This window comes from Methylobacterium aquaticum, assembly GCF_016804325.1.
Taxonomy (GTDB): Bacteria; Pseudomonadota; Alphaproteobacteria; order Rhizobiales; family Beijerinckiaceae; genus Methylobacterium; species Methylobacterium aquaticum_C.
Genome location: NZ_CP043627.1, coordinates 1764067 through 1781481, shown reverse-complemented (window position 1 = coordinate 1781481; position 17415 = coordinate 1764067). Strand labels below are relative to the sequence as shown.

The following is a 17415-nucleotide window of genomic DNA, read 5'->3' as shown; positions in this document are numbered from 1 at the left end:
CCTACTTCTTCCACGAGGCCGCGAAGAAGCGCGGTACCTCGTCGGTCTGCGCGGTGAAGTTCAGGTCGGCCGTGAAGGCGTAGTTCGACGGATAGGAGAACATCGGCAGGGCGTAGGCCTGCCCGGCGATGCGCTTGAGCGCCTCGGCGTATTTCGTCTTGCGGATCGCCGGATCGGTGCTGGTGTCGCCGGCCTGGAGATCGGCGATGACGGCGGGATCGCGGGCCAGGTCCTCCTCGCCGCCACGGAAGTAGGTGCCGGTGAAGGCCGAGACGTCGTTGATCGAGAACGAGCCCCAGGTCTGGTAGCCGATCGAGGTCTTGCCGGCCCGCATCGCGTCGCGCATGGCGGCGTAGCGCAGGTAGTTGAGCCTCGCCCGGATGCCGACGGCGCGCAGGTAGCCGACCACGGCCTCGGCATAGTCGCGCTCGCGATAGGCCGAGAGGTCAATGTCGATGCCGTTGCCGTAGCCGGCCTCCTTGAGGAGCGCCCGCGCCTTGGCGGGATCGTAGGCGTAAGTGGGTACGCCCTCCTCGGTGCAGCCGAACTGCTCGATGAAGCAGAGCGCATTCATCACCCGGGAGCCGCCGCGCACCAGGTTGTCGACCATCGCCTTGCGGTCGATGGCATGCGCGATCGCCTGGCGCACCCGCACGTCCTTGAGCGGCGAGTTCTCCATCGCCCGGCCGAGCACGTCGAATTGCAGGAAGCCGACCCGCATCGTCTCGGCGGAGACCACCGTCAGGGTCGGATCCGCCTTCAGCTGCTCGGCCTGGTCGGTCGGCACGCGCCAGATCCAGTCGACGCCGCCGGTCATCAACTCGGCCATCCGACTGTCGCCGTCGGGGATGATGCGGAATTCGAGCTTGCCGATCTTGGCCTGCCCGATCGGGCTGCCCGGCCAGTATTTCTCGTTGCGCACCATCTTCACGCCCTTGCCGCTCTCGGTCGAGACGATGCGGTAGGGGCCGGTGCCGACCGGCGCCTTGCTGAAGCCGGCCAGGCCGACCTTCTTGAAGTAGGCGGCGGGCAGGATCGGGGTCGGGCCGGCGAGGTATTCGAGGGCGGCCGGGAACGGCGCCTTGAGGTGGATGCGCACGCCGTGCGGGCCGGTCACCTCGGTCGACTTCATCCAGTCGACGTTGCCCTTGGTGACGACCTTGGCCTCGGGCGTCAGCACATAGTTGAACGTGAAGGCGATGTCCTCGGGCGTCAGCGGATCGCCGTTGTGGAAGGTCACGCCGTCGCGGATCGTCAGATCCAGCGTCACCGGATCGATCCAGGTCCAGGCGGTGGCGAGCATCGGCTGGTGCTGGCCGGTCTTGGGATCGCGGTAGAGAAGAGTGTCCCAGACGTTGCGCGCCAGGATCACGCCCTCGCGCAGGTTGTTGTGGTAGGGGCTCAGGTTCTCCGGCTCGCTGTCGGAGGCGTAGACCAGGGTGTCGTTGGCCTTGCCCGCCAGCGCAGGTCCCGCGATCCCGGCAAGCAGGAGGCCGCCCAGGAGGGCACCGGCCCTGCGCATCCGCCCGGCCCGCTTCACGCCCGCCCTGCCGTTGCCCGCTTCGATCCGTGTCGACATGTCGGCTCCGCCTCGTCGGGGGCAGCGCGGGCGTTGCACCCGTCATGTTGCACTGCCGCAAAAATCACCCTGCCAGGATGTTGCGCAGAACCGATCGCAGCAAGTCGAATTTTTCGATAGGATCGTTGCCGGAACGGCAAGGCACGAATCCGGCAAGGCGGCGAGGCGCGAAGCGGGCGATGCAGATCACGGCGTTGCGCTACTTCCTGGCGGTCGCCCGCGACGGCACGATCGCGGCGGCCTCCGCCCGGCTCAACGTCGCGCCCTCGGCGATCAGCCGGCAGATCGCCAACCTGGAGGCGGAGCTGGCCTGCCCGCTATTCGAGCGCCGGCCGCGCGGCATGGTGCTGAGCCAGGCGGGCGAGTTGCTGGCCCGCCACGCCCATCAGGTGCTGGCGAGCGCCGAGCAGGTCGTCACCGAGATCCAGGAGCTGGAGGGCCTGCAGCGCGGCCTCGTGCGCATCGCCACGACGGAAGCCTTCGCCATCGACCTCGTGCCGGGCGTGATCGCGGCGTTCCATGCCCGCCATCCGGGCATCCGCTTCGAACTGAGCGCCCTGCCGCCGGGCCAGGCGACCCAGCGGGTGGTGCAGGGCGAGGCCGACATCGCCCTCACCTTCAGCCTGGAGCCCTCCACCGAGACGGCGGTGGCCTACCGCAACAGCCTCGACATGGTCGCCCTGTGCGCGCCCGACCATCCGCTCGCCGGGCGCCGTCTGATCGGGCTTGCCGACCTCGCCGCCTATCCGGTCGCGCTGCTGCCCCGGGACACCACGCTGCGCGCCACCCTCGACGCGGCCTGCGCGGCGGAGGGCATCGCCATCGAGCCGGTGCTCAGCGCGAACGTGCTCTCGGCCATCCTGCCCTTCGTGCGCGTCACGCGCGGGCTGACCCTGATGTCGTCGATCGCGCTCCAGGGCCAGGTCGGGCGCGGCGAGTTCCGGGTGCTGCCGATCCAGTCCCGCCGCAGCCTGGCCCGCGGCATCGAGGTCCAGACGATGCGCGACCGGCGCCTGCCGCGGGCGGTGGAGGCATTCCTGGCCGCCCTGGTGGCGGCATTGCCGCCGCAGCGGGGCTGAATTATTCTTGATAAAATTATTATTTATTGAATAAGACAAGCAGAACAATATTTTTAATTAATGAAAATAAAAAATTTGTACTGATTCTATTGGCGGTGCAGCTGTGATGACGTCTTTCTGAAATCTTTGCATTTCGTGTCTGAGCGGATTATTCTATGATTCTATCTACGCTGGACTCCTGGAAAGAAACAATTTAAAAATAGATATCTGAGGAGGGATGAATGGGCGCAGCTATTGGCATTCGAGTATATCGGGTCGATTTTCTTACGAAAAGTTCGAGAGAGGCTTTGCCATTCGATTCGGACAAGTTGGCGCGGCATCCGCAGGAGTTTATCAAGGATTTTGTAGATCGCCATTCGACCCACATCAAAGACGATCAGACGGAGAGAAGTTGGTATTTCGAAAACAAAACTAATCAGTTTGAATCCAATATCAAAGGATATGTTCGCTATGGCACATTCGGATTTGAGAGTAATATCGTTGACTCAAATACAAAAAGAAGTAATTACAAACGAAAAATAACAGATGTCGAAGAGATACCGCTTTTTTTTGATTTTTGGACTCCCAAGCAATCGAAATTCGGTCTCGTAGCGTTCCAGTCTTTTCAGGGCAGGTCGTGTATAGGACTTGTTATGGCAAAAATGAGAAAAGATTTCGAGCAAGAAAATCCTAGATGCCTGCTTAATTTTCGTAAATTAATGCCAGTAGACTTGGAAAAAAGTGAGTTTTTTAATGCCCCAATAAAGCGTTTTAAGCTAATTAAAAGGAAAAAATCAGTCGATGTTGCGGATTCATATCTAAAAGATCGCGCTGGAGACAATATAGACATGGAATTATCTATAATTGCACGACGTCAGAAAAACTTGGGAGATCTAATTTCTTTGAAAAATAAAATGCCTAAAAATGGAACCGGCGTGATTGAATACGAAGGAATGGAATTTAACGAGGCCATCGCTGAAGTTAAATTTGGAAAAAAGACGCGGCGTGTAGGAATTTTTGGCTACAATAGCGATGCTGGAGTTATCGATATTACAGATAGTTTGACAAAAGGGGCTGACGGACATCCTACATTCGATTCTATTCAGCGAGAAACAACGATGCTTTTAACAGATTTTTTCAAATCTATGAAAGGAGATTAGTTGTGAAAATAGGCGTGCTCCATATAATAAAGGATCATTACTGCACATTAAAAACTGTAGATAATGATAATTTTTCGCCGATAGATTTTATAACATTTTTAGGAGTTCCTATTTTTTTTGGATTCGCATCTACATTCTTAGACGTAAAAACCGGGAAGGATTTCTATAATTTATCCATAACCTTTTTTGGTATATTTATAGCACTTCTTTTAAATATACAAGTCGCGATATTTAGCGTATTTCAACGTAATTGGGCAAAGATCGGCGATGAAATATTAGATAATATTCAGGAGGAAAAAATTGCCGAAAGGAAATTACTATTGAGTCAGCTAAATACAAACATTTCGTACCTAATTGTTGTATCATGTATTTATTTGACTACTTATATAATTATGTTCGTTTTTGATATTAACGAATGCGTAAGCAAAATAATATCATTTGTTTGCTATACTCATTTTATGCTCACACTTATGATGATTATCAAAAGAACTCATGCGCTGTTTCAGAGCGAATACGATATAGGATGAATTGGCGTCAGCCACCAAGAGAATTGAATCGAAATAAAAAATTGACATTAATACGGCAGCTGGAGAAATAATTAACGTCCGCAAGTAAAATTGCTTTAAAAAATGGATATTTTTTGTTGTGCGATAGGACACAGTTCCCCGCATGACGGCACCCCCGGCAGGCGCTGGCGCAGGCAGCAGGTGCGCCGCCGCCGGTCGCACAGGGCCCGGGCGAGCGGGCTCAACGCGCAAGCCGGCCCGCCGCACCAGCCGAGGCAGGTCGCCACCTCCGGGCGGGCCAGGGTCTCGGGCTCGCCGAGCTCGCGCGCGACGTAGTCGAGGATCACCGCCGCGTTGCCCCAGATCACCCGGGGGGCGATGCCGCATTGCGCCCGGCACAACTCGACGAAGGGCCGCAGATGGTCCTCGATCAGGCCCGCGAGCCCGGGGGAACCGCCCTCCGGCGCCCCGGGCTGCACCAGGAAGCGGGCCGGGCGGCCCGCCCCGTCGAGTTCGAGGCGCGTCGTCGCGAAGGTGAGCGGCAGCGGCTGGCCGAGGCGCACGAGCGCCGTCATCGCCGGGGTGGCGAGCGGCGCGAGGTAGAACTGGCTCCAGTACGAGACCAGCGCCCGCCGGTCGACCGCACCGGCGCTTGAGCCGAGCCCGGCCTCGAAGGCGGAGAGCGTGGCGTCGAACACCGCGGGATCGCTCAAGGAGGAGAGCGGCGTCGCCGCGCGGCCCGCGCAATCGGCCGCCACCCCGTCGCGGTAGGTGCCGAGGGAGGCCGGGATGTGGCGGGCGAGGTCGGGGATCATCGCGCGGTCCCCCGTCCCGCCGTCCGGTCGGCCCGCAGGGTGCGGGCGATCGTCAGCGCCAGCCAGGCCAGGGCGGCGGCGTAGAGCGGCAGCGTGGCGGCAAAGTAGCCCGGCCAGCCGGCCCAGCCGGCGAGCGCCGGGGCGGCGACGCGCAGCGGCATCGCGGCGAAGAAGGCGGCGCCGAACAGGAGCGCGTAATCGGTGGCGGGCCGCGGCCCCTGCGACCAGCGATAGATCATGTTGAACACCGGCACCCCGAGGAAGCCGCCGAAGACGAAGTTCAGGATCGTGGCGGTGACGGCGAGGTCCGCCGAGCGCAGCGCGCAGGAAGCCGCCATCAGCCCGCCGGCGGCGAGTACGCCGACCCCGCCGACCGCGACCAGCCGCACGGTGCCGAACCGGGCGGCGAGGCCGCCGGCCATCACCGCCATCACCAGGTTGACCGCCGGCAGGACCGTGCCGGTGAGGAAGCCGACCCGGGCGAGCGGCACCCCGAGATCGAGCAGCGCCAGGGTGTTGGGCCCGCCGATGAGGTAGGCGGCGGCGAAATAGGCCCCGAGCGCCGCGATGCGGCCGGTGAGCACGCGCAGGCGCGCGAACCCGCCCGACCGGCGCTCCGACGGCCCCCCTTGCCCCTGCAGCCGCGCCTCCGGATAGGCGAGGATCGGCAGGAGGCAGAGCGCGTCGAGGGCCGCGCAGGCGAGCAGCGCCGCCGGCCAGCCCAGGACATCGTAGGAGCCGACCAGCACGCCGACGCCCAGGATGCCCCCGAGCGATCCGCCGCAGAGCTTGGCCGAGGCGACGAAGGCCCGGCGCTCGGCCGGCACGGTCTCGACCACCAGGGCTTCGAGCGCGATGTCCATGGTGGCGACGCAGGCGCAGGCTGCGACGGCGAGCGCCAGCAGGGCCGGCAGCGGCCAATGCTCGCCGAAGCTCAGACCCATGAGCAGCGCCACCGTGGCCCCCTGCGCCGCGACGATCCAGCCGAGGCGGCGGCCGAGAAACGGCAGGCGCACCCGGTCGAGCAGAGCCGCCCACAGGAAGGTCAGCCCGACCGGCAGGTTGATGAGCTGCAACAGCCCGACGCCGCCGAGGTCGAGCCCCCGCGCCCGCAGGATCAGCGGCGCCCCGCCCGACAGGAAGCCGAGCGTGGCCCCGAAGGTCACGTACAGGCAGAAGAACGGGGCGAGCGGGCGCCACCCGGCGAGGAGGCCGTGGGCGTGGCGGATCGCGGCGGCCTGGCTCACCGCGGGGGGAGCCCGCGTGCCGAGGGAACCGGGCGGTACTTTGGAATCACACTAATTCTTCTTTTCGTACAGTGGCTTGCAGATTACGGGGGCGCTCCCCGGTCCGCAAGGGCGGCCGCGCGGCGCGGCCGGTGGCCGGTCTCCCGCCAGGCTTGCGCCCCCCTGTGCCCCGACGGCCCGTCCCCGGATGAATTCTCGGGCGCGCCGGCGTCATTAACGATCCGGTAACCACGCTGCGCGCTTCATGGCGTCCGGTAACAACTCGTCAACCGCCGTGACCAGCATCAGCCTCACTCGCCCCTCCCTCCCGCTGCGCGGCCGCTCCTTCCGGGCGCTCGTGCTCGCGCCGGAGACGCCGCTCGGCGACTGGTTCTCGCACCTGGATGCCCTGGTGCAGCGCTCGCCGACGCTCTTCTCCGAGCGTGCCGTGATCCTGGACGTCTCGGGCCTGGCCAAGGATCCCCTCCGGGGAGACGCGGCCGGTCCCGAGGCGCCCGAGCCCGCCGAGGGCGACGCGCCTGCCGCGGCGGCGACGCCCGACATCGCCGGCCTCGTCGACGAGCTCAAGCAGCGCGGCATCCGCATCATGGGTGTCGAGAAGGCCGAGCCGGCCTGGCTCGACCCGGCGCTGCCGCCGCTCCTCAGCGGCGGCCGGCCGGCCGAGATGGCGGAGCCGCAAGCCCTCGAGGTCAAGGCCCCCGAGGTCAAGGCCGAGCCCGTCAAGCCGCCGGAGCCGCGCAAGCCGAACTCCCTCGTCCTCGAGACCCCGCTGCGCTCCGGCCAGTCGGTCTATCACCCGGAAGGGGACGTGACGGTGATGGGCTCGGTCGCCTCCGGCGCCGAGATCCTGGCCGGCGGCTCGATCCACATCTACGGGGCCCTGCGCGGCCGCGCCATCGCGGGTGCGGGCGGCAATCCCCGGGCCCGCATCTGCTGCCGCAAGTTCGAGCCCGAGCTGATCGGCATCGACGGCCTGTTCCGCACCGCCGACACCACCGATCCGAAGCTGCGCAAGAAGGCGGTCCAGGTCTGGCTCGACGGGGACACCCTCCGCATGGCCGCCCTCGACTGACCCTGACGACACCGCGGCCGGGCAGGCCGTCGCGGGCGCTTCGCGCCCCGGCCCGCCCGGCGAGACGATCCTAAAAATCCCGTGAGCGCGCGGCCCGGATCCCGGGACGCCGCCCCAGCCCGATGATTCGGGGGAGCACTCTCGATGGCCAAGATCATAGTGGTGACGTCCGGCAAGGGCGGGGTGGGCAAGACCACCACGACCGCGGCCTTGGGGGCCGCCCTCGCCCAGGCCGGTCAGAACGTCTGCGTCGTCGATTTCGACGTGGGCCTGCGCAACCTCGACCTCATCATGGGCGCCGAGCGCCGGGTCGTCTACGATCTCATCAACGTCGTCCAGGGCGACGCCAAGCTGCCCCAGGCGCTGATCCGCGACAAGCGCCTCGACACCCTCTCGCTGCTGCCCGCCTCGCAGACCCGCGACAAGGACGCGCTCACCGACGAGGGCGTCGCCCGCGTCATCGGCGAGCTTCGTGAAAAATTCGACTGGGTGATCTGCGACAGCCCGGCCGGCATCGAGCGCGGGGCGACGCTCGCCATGCGCCACGCCGACATCGCGGTCGTCGTGACCAACCCCGAGGTCTCCTCGGTGCGCGATTCCGACCGCATCATCGGGCTGCTCGATTCCAAGACCGAGCGCGCGAAGAACGGCGAGCGGCTCGACAAGCACCTGATCCTCACCCGCTACGACCCCAGCCGGGCCGAGCGCGGCGAGATGCTGAAGATCGACGACGTCCTGGAGATCCTGTCGATCCCGCTGCTCGCCGTGATCCCGGAGAGCGAGGAGGTGCTGAAGGCCTCGAACCTCGGCAGCCCCGTGACGCTCAACGCGCCCCAGAGCGCACCGGCCCGGGCCTATGCCGACGCCGTGCGCCGCCTGAAGGGCGAGACGGTCGAGATGATCGTCCCGAGCGAGAAGCGCTCGCTCCTGGGCAAACTCTTCCCCCGGAGGGCGGCATGAACCTGCTGAGTTTCCTGTCGCGGCGCGGGACGGCGCCGGTGGCGCGCGAGCGCCTTCAGATCCTGCTGGCCCACGAGCGCACCGCCTTCGGCAATTCCGACCTGGTGGCGGTCCTGCGCGAGGAGATCCTGGCGGTGATCGCCAAGCACGTCGCCATCGACCAGGACAAGGTGAAGATCACCATGGAGCGGGGCAACTCGGTCTCGACCCTGGAGATCGACGTCGAGCTGCCGAAGGCGATCCACCGGGCGGCGTGACGCGCCTGTTCGATCGGATTTCACTCCGGAGATCTGACGGAAGCTGCGGAATATCCCACCCTTGCACCTCATCCTGAGGTGTCAGTCGATCAAAGATCGACTGACCTCGAAGGAGGGCTCCAGGAGTCGCAGAGGCTTCTGGAGCCCTCCTTCGAGGCCGCTACGCGGCACCTCAGGATGAGGTACAAGGGTAGGATTTCCCAGTATTCCCAATCATTTGAGATCCTGTCGCGCTGAAATGGGCTCCGAGGTCGGAGGGTCCCGTTTCCACCGCCCCTTGCGCTCACGGCCGGTCCGGGCGATTCCATCGCGACGGGGCCGGACGGAGCGAGCTGTTGGCGGACGCCTTCCCACTGCACGACAGGCTGGCCCTGGTCACCGGGGCCGGCAGCGGCATCGGTGCGGCCCTCGCCGTGGGCCTTGCCCGCGAAGGGGCCCGCCTCGTCCTCGTCGACCGCGATCCCGACGGCCTTTCCCGCAGCGCGGCCGCCGTGCGGGCGCTCGGGCGCGAGGTCGATGCCCATTGCTTCGACCTCACGGAGGCCGACCGCATCGCCGCCCTGCCCGACGCGGTCTCAGGCCGGCACGGGCCCCTCGATCTCCTGATCAACAATGCCGGCGTGGCGCTCGCCGGCCGCTTCGCCGATGTCGAGCTCGCCGATTTCGACTGGCTGATGGACGTGAACTTCCGCGCCGTGGTGCGGATGACCCACGCCTTCCTGCCCCAGCTGGAGAGCCGGCCGGCGGCGCAGATCGTCAACCTGTCGAGCCTCTACGGCATCGTCGCCCCGCCGGGCCAGACGGCCTACGCGGCGAGCAAGTTCGCGGTGCGCGGCTTCTCCGAGGCCCTGCGGCACGAATATGCCGGCACAGCCCTCGGAATCAGCGTGGTGCATCCGGGCGGGGTCGCGACCGCGATCGCCCGCAACGCCCGCGCCGGCCCGCGCCTCGATCCCGCCGAGGTCGAGAGTGGCAAAGCCGCCGCCGAGCGCTACCTGCGCTCGAGCCCCGAGGCGGCGGCCGCGCGCATCCTGCGCGGCATCGCCCGGCGGGAACCCCGCATCATCGTCGGGCGCGACGCCGCCCAGGTCACGCTGATCCAGCGCCTGATGCCGGTGCGCTACTGGTCGCTGATCGCCCGTGCCATGGAGTAGAGCATGCCGAGCCTGCGCGCCCACGTCTTCGACTGGATCGTCCGCTTCCAGGTGAAGCCGAAATTCGCCCGCACCGGCGGCGACGTGGCGGCGGTGCGGCGGCTCATGAACCAGGCGAAGTTCCCTGAGCCGCCCGGCATCGTGTTCCGCGAGGGCAGCGTCGGCGGCATCCCGGGCGAGTGGGCGGAGCGCCCCGACCTCGCGGCGGATGCCCCGCGCCTGTTCTACCTGCATGGCGGCGGCTTCATCGCCTGCTCGCCCCGCACCCACCGGTCGGTCACCGGCGGCTTCGCGCTGCGGGGCTTCCGGGTGTTCTGCCCCGATTACCGTCTCGCTCCCGAGCACCCGTTCCCGGCCGCCCTCGACGACGCGGCGGCGGCCTGGTCGGCCTTCGCGGCCGCCGGGCCCGCCGGCATCGCGGGGGATTCCGCCGGCGGCAACCTCTCCCTCGCGCTGATGCTGCGGGCGCGCCGGGACGGGCTGCCGCTGCCGAGCGCCGCCGTGCTGTTCTCGCCCTCGACAGACATGCTGGGCGAGGGCGCGTCGATGCTCGCCAATGCCCGCCGCGACGCGATGTTCGATCCCACGAAGCTCCAGGGCCTGGTCGACGCCTATCTCGCCGGGCACGATCCCACCGACCCGCTCGCCTCGCCCTTGCGCGGCGATCTCGCCGGGCTGCCGCCGCTGCTGTTCCATGTCGGCGCCCGCGAGGTTCTGCGCGACGATTCGGTGCGCTTTGCCGAGAAGGCGAAGGCCGCGGGCGTCTCCGCCACCGTGACGGTCTGGCCGGTGGTGCCGCATGTCTGGCAGCTCGCCCAGACCTTCCTGCCCGAGGCCCGCCGCTCCCTCTCCGAGGCCGCGACCTTCCTGAAGAGCCACGACGCGCGAGTGCCGGAGACGGTCAGGTGACCGAGGCGCCGCCCCGTCCCGCCCCGCCCTGGCCGAAGAAGCCCCTCGCCGTGCTGGTGATCGGGGCCGGCTTCTCCGGTCTCGCCATGGCGATCCGCTGCCGGCAATCCGGCATCGACGACCTGCTGGTGGTCGAGAAGGCGGATGCGGTCGGCGGCACCTGGCACGAGAACACCTATCCGGGCGCGGCCTGCGACATCCCCGCCCATCTCTACGCCCTGTCCTTCGCCCCCAAGCCCGACTGGTCCCGCACCTATGCCGGCCAGCCCGAGATCGCCGCCTATCTGCGCGACCTGGTCGCGCGGTTCGACTTGGAGAAGCACATCGCCCTCTCCACCGCCGTCACCGGCGCGGTCTGGGACGGGACGCGCTCCCTGTGGCGGGTCGAGACGGAGCGCGGCCCGCTGGAGGCCCGGGTGCTGGTCTCCGGCATGGGGGCTTTGCATCACCCGGCGATTCCCGCGATTCCCGGCCTGCACACCTTCCTCGGCCCGCTCTTCCACACCTCCGGCTGGGACCACGGCGTCTCGCTGAAGGGCAGGCGCGTCGGGGTGATCGGCACGGGGGCGAGCGCGATCCAGGTCGTGCCGGCCATCGCCCCCGAGGCGGGACATCTCACCCTGTTCCAGCGCACTCCGCCCTGGGTGATGCCGCGCAACGACCGGCCAATCGGCCGGGTCCTCCAGTCCCTGTTCCGTCGCCTGCCCGCCGCGGGCCGGCTCTTGCGGGGGATCCAGTTCTGGACGCGGGAGGCGCGGGCGGCCCTGGGCTTCACCCGGGTCTCCGGCCTCACGCGGCTGGCCGAGGCGGCGAGCCGGCACCACCTGCGCAAGCAGGTCGCCGATCCCGCCCTGCGCGCCAAGCTCATCCCGTCCTATCGCCTCGGCTGCAAGCGGGTGCTGATCTCGGACGAGTACTACCCGGCCCTGACCCGGCCGACCGTGACGCTGGAGACCGACCCGATCCGCACGGTCACCCCGGACGGCGTGACGATGCGGGACGGCCGCCACCACCCCCTCGACGTGCTGGTGCTGGCCACCGGCTTCGACGTCACCGCCTCGCTCGCCCGGGTGCCGGTGGTCGGCCGCGACGGGCTGATCCTGGCCCGGGCCTGGGGCGAGCGGGTGGCGGCGCATCGCGGCCTGACGGTCGCGGGCTTTCCCAACTTCTTCATGCTGCTCGGGCCGAATACGGGCCTCGGCCACAACTCCGTGGTGCTGATGATCGAGGCGCAGGTGGAGTACGTGCTCGCCTGCCTCGCCGAGATGAAGGCGCGCACCCTCGCGGCGATCGAGCCGACGCCGGAGGCGCAGGCGCGCGACCTCGCCGAGGTCGAGGCGCGGCTGTCGGCCAGCATCTGGCAGCAGGGCGGCTGCGCCAGCTGGTACCAGGATGCGCAAGGGCGCAACGTCGCGCTCTGGCCCGGCACGGTGGTGGCCTACCGGCGGGCGATGCGGACGCCGGACTGGTCCGAGTTCGTTCTGACGCCGGCGTGAGCAGGGCTGTCCGGATCAAGGGAAAGGCGCAGGAAATCCCCTCTCCCCGCGGGCGGGGGAGAGGCTTTCGCCCCCCCCTTGCCGGGGGCGAAAGGAGCGCAGGCGAAAGCCGGAGCGAGGGTGAGGGGGTATTTCCGGAAGAGGCTCCTCCGGAAGCACCCCCTCACCCTCGCGGCGAACCTGCGGTTCGCAGCTCGCTGCATCTCCTGAACGCAGACGCAGCCCTCTCCCCGCCCGCGGGGAGAGGGGAAGCCCGCGCCTTTCCCTTGATCCGGACATCCCTGCGCCATGTGCGGACCGCTCCGCCGCAAGAGTCGTGGGACGCATGCTTGCGCTGCAGCGATAGCGCTTTGCGCCCGTCACGGACGCGTGCTATCGGCCGGTGCCAACTCGACACGGGTGGATCGCCTCGCGCGATGCCGATCCCGCGGTCGCCCTTGAGGGTGCTGCACGCACCAGGAGTTGGTTCATGGCCCGCATCAGCACCGATTCGATCATCGAGGGCCTGACCTTCGACGACGTCCTGCTCCGTCCCGCCGCATCCTCGGTGATGCCGGCGGAGGTCAATCTCGGCACCCGCCTCACCCGCACGATCCGGCTCAACATGCCGATCATCGCCTCGGCGATGGACACGGTGACCGAGGCGCGGATGGCCATCGCGATGGCGCAGAACGGCGGCCTCGGGGTGATCCACCGCAACCTCGAGCCGCCGGAGCAGGCCGAGCAGGTCCGCCTCGTCAAGAAGTACGAGTCCGGCATGGTGCTCAACCCGATCACCATCCATCCGGACGAGACCCTGGCCGACGCCTACGGGCTGATGCGCCATCACGGCATCTCGGGCATTCCGGTGGTCGAGCGCGGCCCCAACGGCTCGCGCGGCAAGCTCGTCGGCATCCTGACCAACCGCGACACGCGGTTCGCCACCAACCAGAGCCAGCCCGTCGCCGAGCTGATGACCCGCGACCGGCTGATCACCGTGCGCGAGGGCGTGACCCAGGACGAGGCCAAGCGCCTGCTGCACCAGTTCCGCATCGAGAAGCTGCTCGTCGTCGACGACCACTACCGCTGCATCGGGCTCATCACCGTCAAGGACATCGAGAAGCAGGTCGCCTACCCCCACGCCATCAAGGACGAGCAGGGCCGCCTGCGGGTGGCGGCCGCCACCACCACCGGCGACGGCGGGTTCGAGCGGGCCGAGCGCCTGATCGATGCCGGCTGCGACGTGATCGTGGTCGATACCGCCCACGGCCACTCGGCCAAGGTGCTGGAGAGCGTGCGCCGGGTGAAGACCCTGTCGAACGCCGTGCAGGTCATCGCCGGCAACGTCGCGACCCGCGAGGGCGCCCAGGCGCTGATCGATGCCGGCGCCGACGCCATCAAGGTCGGCATCGGCCCGGGCTCGATCTGCACCACCCGCATCGTCGCCGGCGTCGGCGTGCCCCAGCTCACCGCCATCATGGAGGCGGTCGAGGCCGGCAACGAGGCCGACGTGCCGGTGATCGCGGACGGCGGCATCAAGTATTCGGGCGACCTCGCCAAGGCGATCGCCGCCGGCGCCTCGGTGGCGATGCTCGGCTCGCTGCTCGCCGGCACCGACGAGGCCCCGGGCGAGGTGTTCCTGTACCAGGGCCGCTCGTACAAGAGCTACCGCGGCATGGGCTCGGTCGGCGCCATGGCGCGCGGCTCGGCCGACCGCTACTTCCAGGCCGAGGTCAGCGACACCCACAAGCTCGTGCCCGAGGGCATCGAGGGCCAGGTCCCCTACAAGGGCCCGGTCGCGGCGGTGCTGCACCAGCTCTCGGGGGCTTGCGCGCCGCCATGGGCTATGTCGGCGCCCCGACGATCCCGGAGATGCAGGAGAAGGCGCAGTTCATCCGCATCACCAATGCGGGCCTGCGCGAGAGCCACGTCCACGACGTGACGATCACCCGCGAGAGCCCGAACTATCCGGGCCGGGTGTGAGGACAAGGCCGCCTCCCATGGGGGAGGCGGCCGTTCCATCGCCAGGGAGACGGCGATACGAAGTCCGGAGGTCGCGTCCGGGAGTCGCATCGCGAGCCCGCCCGGGGGAGCCTGCGGCTCCCCATCCGTGGGCAAAGCCGATCTCCGCGTCGCGAGGCGACCAGTCGGCAATCGGAAGGGCGGCGCGGTTTCCGTCATGGAAGCGGGACAGCCGTTCGCCGTTCCCGTCCGGCAGACCCGCCGCGTTTTGCGGTCGCGAGGCAAGGAATCCTTGATGACCTTGGGGTAGGCGTGAGGTCCTGCGCCTGTGCGCGAGGGACATCGTCATGATTTTCGAGCGTCGCGCCACCCCCGATCTGGTGCTCCCGCGATACGACGCCTTCGTCACGATGATGCCGCTGCTCTACGGTTTCCTGGCCGCGGTGATGCTCGCCGTCATGGTCGTGTTCCGCGGACGGGAGCCGCTTCTCGCCTCCTTCTTCCTGCCGGCCTTCCTGATGGCGACGGCCTGCATGCGGGGCGTGTGGTGGCATCGCCGCCGCAACGAGCCGGTCACGATCGCGCTGGCGCAGACGCGCCTGAACCAGGCCCTCGCGATGCTCGTCGCCGGATCCCTCCTGGCGGGCGTGATGGTCTGGAGCCTGTTCTCCGTCGCGAGCCCGGAGGAGAGGCGGTTCCTGACCACGGCCTACGTCCTGACCAGCCTGGTCGGCCTGTGCTGCTTCAGCCACCTGCGCTACATGGCCGTCCTGTGCGTCGTCCTGATCCTGCTCCCGGCGGCCGTGCAGGAAGTCTCGGCCGGGACGGAGCCCGCGATCCTGTCGGGACTCATCCTGCTGTTCACCGTCGCCGGCATGGCGCGGTTCCTGATCGTCTCCTACGACCAGTTCACGCTGCTCGTGCGGTCGAAGATGGAGATTCAGCAGCTTCACGAGCAGAACGTCCGCCTGTTGAGCGTCGACATGGTCACGGGCATCCCCAACCGCCGGTACTTTTTCGATGCTCTGTCGGCGGCCCTGTCGGCGAGCGAGGGCACGGGCACGGTCTCGGTCGGCGTCGTCGATCTCGACGGGTTCAAGCCGATCAACGATTCCTACGGGCACCGGGTGGGTGATGCCGTGCTGCGGGAGGTGGCGCGGCGGCTGTCGGAGGCCCTGCCGGAGGTGAGGGGCATGTCGCGGATCGGCGGCGACGAATTCGCCTTCTTCGTCGAGAACGCGACGGGCTCGCCCGACCTGATGCGGATCGGCCAGGCGCTCATCGAGGCGACGCAGCGTCCGCTGGTGGTCGGGGACCTGACCCTGTCGGTCAGCTGCTCGATCGGGTTCGCCACCTACCCGGACGCCGCCCGCGAGGCGGACATCCTGTTCGAGTTCGCCGATTTCGCGCTCTACCACGCCAAGCGGGCGGGCCGCTCCCGCTCGGAGATCTTCTCCGCCGAGCACCGGGCGCTGATGAGCGCCGAGGATTCGATCGAGCAGGCGCTGCGGGGGCCGACCTGGAGACCGAGCTCACGGCCGTGTTCCAGCCCGTGGTCGACATGGTCGAGGGCCGCATCCTCGCCCTGGAGTGCCTGGCGCGCTGGACCAGCCCGGCCCTCGGCAGCGTGTCGCCCGCCATCTTCATCCCGACGGCGGAGCGGACCGGGCTGATCACGCCGATCACCCTCGTGATGCTGGACAAGGCGCTCGCCGCCATGCGGGCATGGCCGCCGTCGATCAGGCTGTCGTTCAACCTCTCGTCCAACGACATCACCAGCCAGGTCGCCGTCCTGCGCATCGTCGCGCTGCTGACGACGAGCGGCGTGTCCCCGTCCCGGGTGATCTTCGAGCTGACCGAGACGGCCCTGCTCCACGATTTCGGCACCGCCCGCGCGAACATCGCGCTGATCAAGGCGACCGGCGCGCAGATCGCCCTCGACGATTTCGGGACCGGCTATTCCAGCCTCAGCCACATCCAGAACCTGCCCCTCAACAAGCTCAAGATCGACCGCCGCTTCGTCGTCGACATCGAGACGAACGAGACGAGCCGGATGATCGTGCGTTCGCTCGTCGCGCTCTGCCACGGGATCGGCGTCGATTGCATCGTCGAGGGCGTCGAGACCGAGGGCCAGGCCCGCGCGCTCGGCAGCCTCGGCTGCAGCGCCGTCCAGGGCTACCTCTACGCGCGTCCCGTCGCCGTGGAGGGCATACCGGGCCTCCTCGATCGGTTCGCGCCGGAGGAGGCCTTGTCGGCCTGAGCGGCCGGTCGCGGACGCGCGCGCGCCTCAGCCTTCCCGCGCGCCGCCCGGCACCGGGCCGGGCGACCGCGCCGCCGCCCCATCCCGCCCTGCAAGATCCCGCTCTGCAAGATCCCGCCCTGCAAGATCCCGCCGCACCGCCTCGGCCCCCGCCACCGTCCCGCCGGCCGCCTCGATCGCCCGCCGCGCCGCCGCGACCCAGGCCCGGTTGCCCCGCGCCGACCCCCACGGCGCGTCCTCCAGCCCGACCCGGACATGGCCGCCGCGGGCGACCGCCGCCGGCACCAGCGGCAGGATGTCGACGCCGAGGCCCGCCACCATCCAGGGCGCGCCCGGCGCGCATTCGGCGAGCAGCGCCAGATGGGCGTCGAGGTAGGCCGGCCGCGGCGGGAAGCCCCAGGCGAACTCGTCCGAGAACATGAAGCGGTAGACCGGCACCGGCGGGCGCGGCTCGAGCGCCGCGAGGGCGGCGCCGAGGCGCGTGAAGCCCGGTTCGTAGATGGCGTAGCCCGGCCGGATGCGGTGGGTGCGGGCGATGCGCAGGCCCTGGCGGATATCGGCCATCGGGTTCTGGTAGAGGAAGCCGCTCGCCTCGTCCGACACCTCGTCGTGGCGCAGGAAGGTGGTCGAGCCCGGATCGCACACCGTCCATTCGATCAGGCCGCGCCGGGCGAGCTCCTCGGTATGGGCGTAGCGGATCGCCGCGCTCGCGGCATAATCGGAGCCGGCGAGGGGAATCGTCGGGTAGACGATCGCATCGGCCTTCGCCCGGATGCCCTCGATGATGCGGGCATAGGTCTCCCAGGCATCGTTCTGGCGCCCGGTTCCGGGATCGTAGGCGTGGACGTGGACGATCGCCGCCCCTTCCGCCACCGCGGCGAGCCCGTCGGCCACCACCTCGTCGACGGTGATCGGGATGCCGGGCTGGCGCTCGCGCCCCCACGGCCCGTTCAGGGCCGCCTCGATCCAGGTCTCCGCCAACGCCGCCTCCCATGATTTTG

The 17415-nt window shown here is 67.6% G+C and carries 14 protein-coding genes and 1 pseudogene; 11 read left to right on the top strand and 4 right to left on the bottom strand.

Features of this window, described 5'->3' with window-relative positions; all coding sequences use genetic code 11:
* Position 1: 1 nt before the first annotated feature.
* Complete coding sequence (locus tag F1D61_RS07915; RefSeq protein ID WP_203158970.1) at positions 2–1522, bottom strand: ABC transporter substrate-binding protein; 1521 nt, start codon at positions 1520–1522, stop codon at positions 2–4.
* 236 nt (positions 1523–1758) lie between these two features.
* Between F1D61_RS07915 and F1D61_RS07910 the strand changes: the two genes are divergently transcribed.
* A complete protein-coding gene (locus F1D61_RS07910) occupies positions 1759–2658 on the top strand; it encodes a LysR family transcriptional regulator (protein WP_203157385.1) in 900 nt (299 codons plus the stop codon).
* 221 nt (positions 2659–2879) lie between these two features.
* Complete coding sequence (locus F1D61_RS07905; RefSeq protein ID WP_203157384.1) at positions 2880–3797, top strand: hypothetical protein; 918 nt, start codon at positions 2880–2882, stop codon at positions 3795–3797.
* 622 nt (positions 3798–4419) lie between these two features.
* Here F1D61_RS07905 and fhuF read toward each other — a convergent pair.
* Positions 4420–5118: a siderophore-iron reductase FhuF gene (gene fhuF, locus F1D61_RS07900; protein WP_203157383.1), complete on the bottom strand. Its 699-nt coding sequence runs from the start codon at positions 5116–5118 to the stop codon at positions 4420–4422.
* On the bottom strand, positions 5115–6365 hold the full coding sequence (locus tag F1D61_RS07895) for an MFS transporter (RefSeq protein ID WP_203157382.1): 1251 nt from the start codon (positions 6363–6365) through the stop codon (positions 5115–5117). The genes fhuF and F1D61_RS07895 overlap by 4 nt, the downstream gene beginning before the upstream one ends.
* A 244-nt stretch (positions 6366–6609) precedes the next feature.
* On the opposite strand from F1D61_RS07895, the gene minC reads away from it, so the two are divergent.
* The 9 genes and pseudogenes from minC to F1D61_RS33990 all read left to right on the top strand — a co-directional run bounded on the left by minC (position 6610) and on the right by F1D61_RS33990 (position 16414).
* Entirely contained in the window at positions 6610–7437 is an 828-nt protein-coding gene (gene minC / locus F1D61_RS07890; RefSeq protein ID WP_203157381.1) for a septum site-determining protein MinC, read from the top strand.
* Positions 7438–7581: 144 nt separating this feature from the next.
* A complete protein-coding gene (minD, locus tag F1D61_RS07885) occupies positions 7582–8397 on the top strand; it encodes a septum site-determining protein MinD (protein WP_203157380.1) in 816 nt (271 codons plus the stop codon).
* Positions 8394–8654 (top strand): cell division topological specificity factor MinE, encoded by a 261-nt coding sequence (gene minE / locus F1D61_RS07880; RefSeq protein ID WP_203157379.1) that lies wholly within the window; start codon positions 8394–8396, stop codon positions 8652–8654. Before minD ends, minE begins: the two co-directional genes overlap by 4 nt.
* A 335-nt stretch (positions 8655–8989) precedes the next feature.
* Entirely contained in the window at positions 8990–9808 is an 819-nt protein-coding gene (locus F1D61_RS07875; RefSeq protein ID WP_203157378.1) for an SDR family NAD(P)-dependent oxidoreductase, read from the top strand.
* A 3-nt stretch (positions 9809–9811) separates the two neighbouring features.
* A complete protein-coding gene (locus tag F1D61_RS07870) occupies positions 9812–10717 on the top strand; it encodes an alpha/beta hydrolase (RefSeq protein ID WP_203157377.1) in 906 nt (301 codons plus the stop codon).
* The gene (locus tag F1D61_RS07865) at positions 10714–12213 is read left to right on the top strand and encodes a flavin-containing monooxygenase (RefSeq protein ID WP_246775773.1); all 1500 of its coding nucleotides are present in this window, start codon (positions 10714–10716) and stop codon (positions 12211–12213) included. The genes F1D61_RS07870 and F1D61_RS07865 overlap by 4 nt, the downstream gene beginning before the upstream one ends.
* A gap of 469 nt (positions 12214–12682) precedes the next feature.
* Positions 12683–14175 (top strand): annotated as a pseudogene (gene guaB / locus F1D61_RS07860) (IMP dehydrogenase).
* A gap of 326 nt (positions 14176–14501) precedes the next feature.
* Positions 14502–15827 carry a diguanylate cyclase domain-containing protein gene (locus tag F1D61_RS07855; protein ID WP_203157376.1) on the top strand — a complete coding sequence of 442 codons (1326 nt, stop codon included), beginning with the start codon at positions 14502–14504 and terminating at the stop codon, positions 15825–15827.
* On the top strand, positions 15716–16414 hold the full coding sequence (locus F1D61_RS33990) for an EAL domain-containing protein (protein ID WP_246775943.1): 699 nt from the start codon (positions 15716–15718) through the stop codon (positions 16412–16414). Before F1D61_RS07855 ends, F1D61_RS33990 begins: the two co-directional genes overlap by 112 nt.
* 27 nt (positions 16415–16441) lie before the next feature.
* On the opposite strand, the gene F1D61_RS07850 is transcribed toward F1D61_RS33990, so the two are convergent.
* On the bottom strand, positions 16442–17395 hold the full coding sequence (locus F1D61_RS07850; protein ID WP_246775772.1) for a 3-keto-5-aminohexanoate cleavage protein: 954 nt from the start codon (positions 17393–17395) through the stop codon (positions 16442–16444).
* Between the last annotated feature and the right edge of the window lie 20 nt (positions 17396–17415).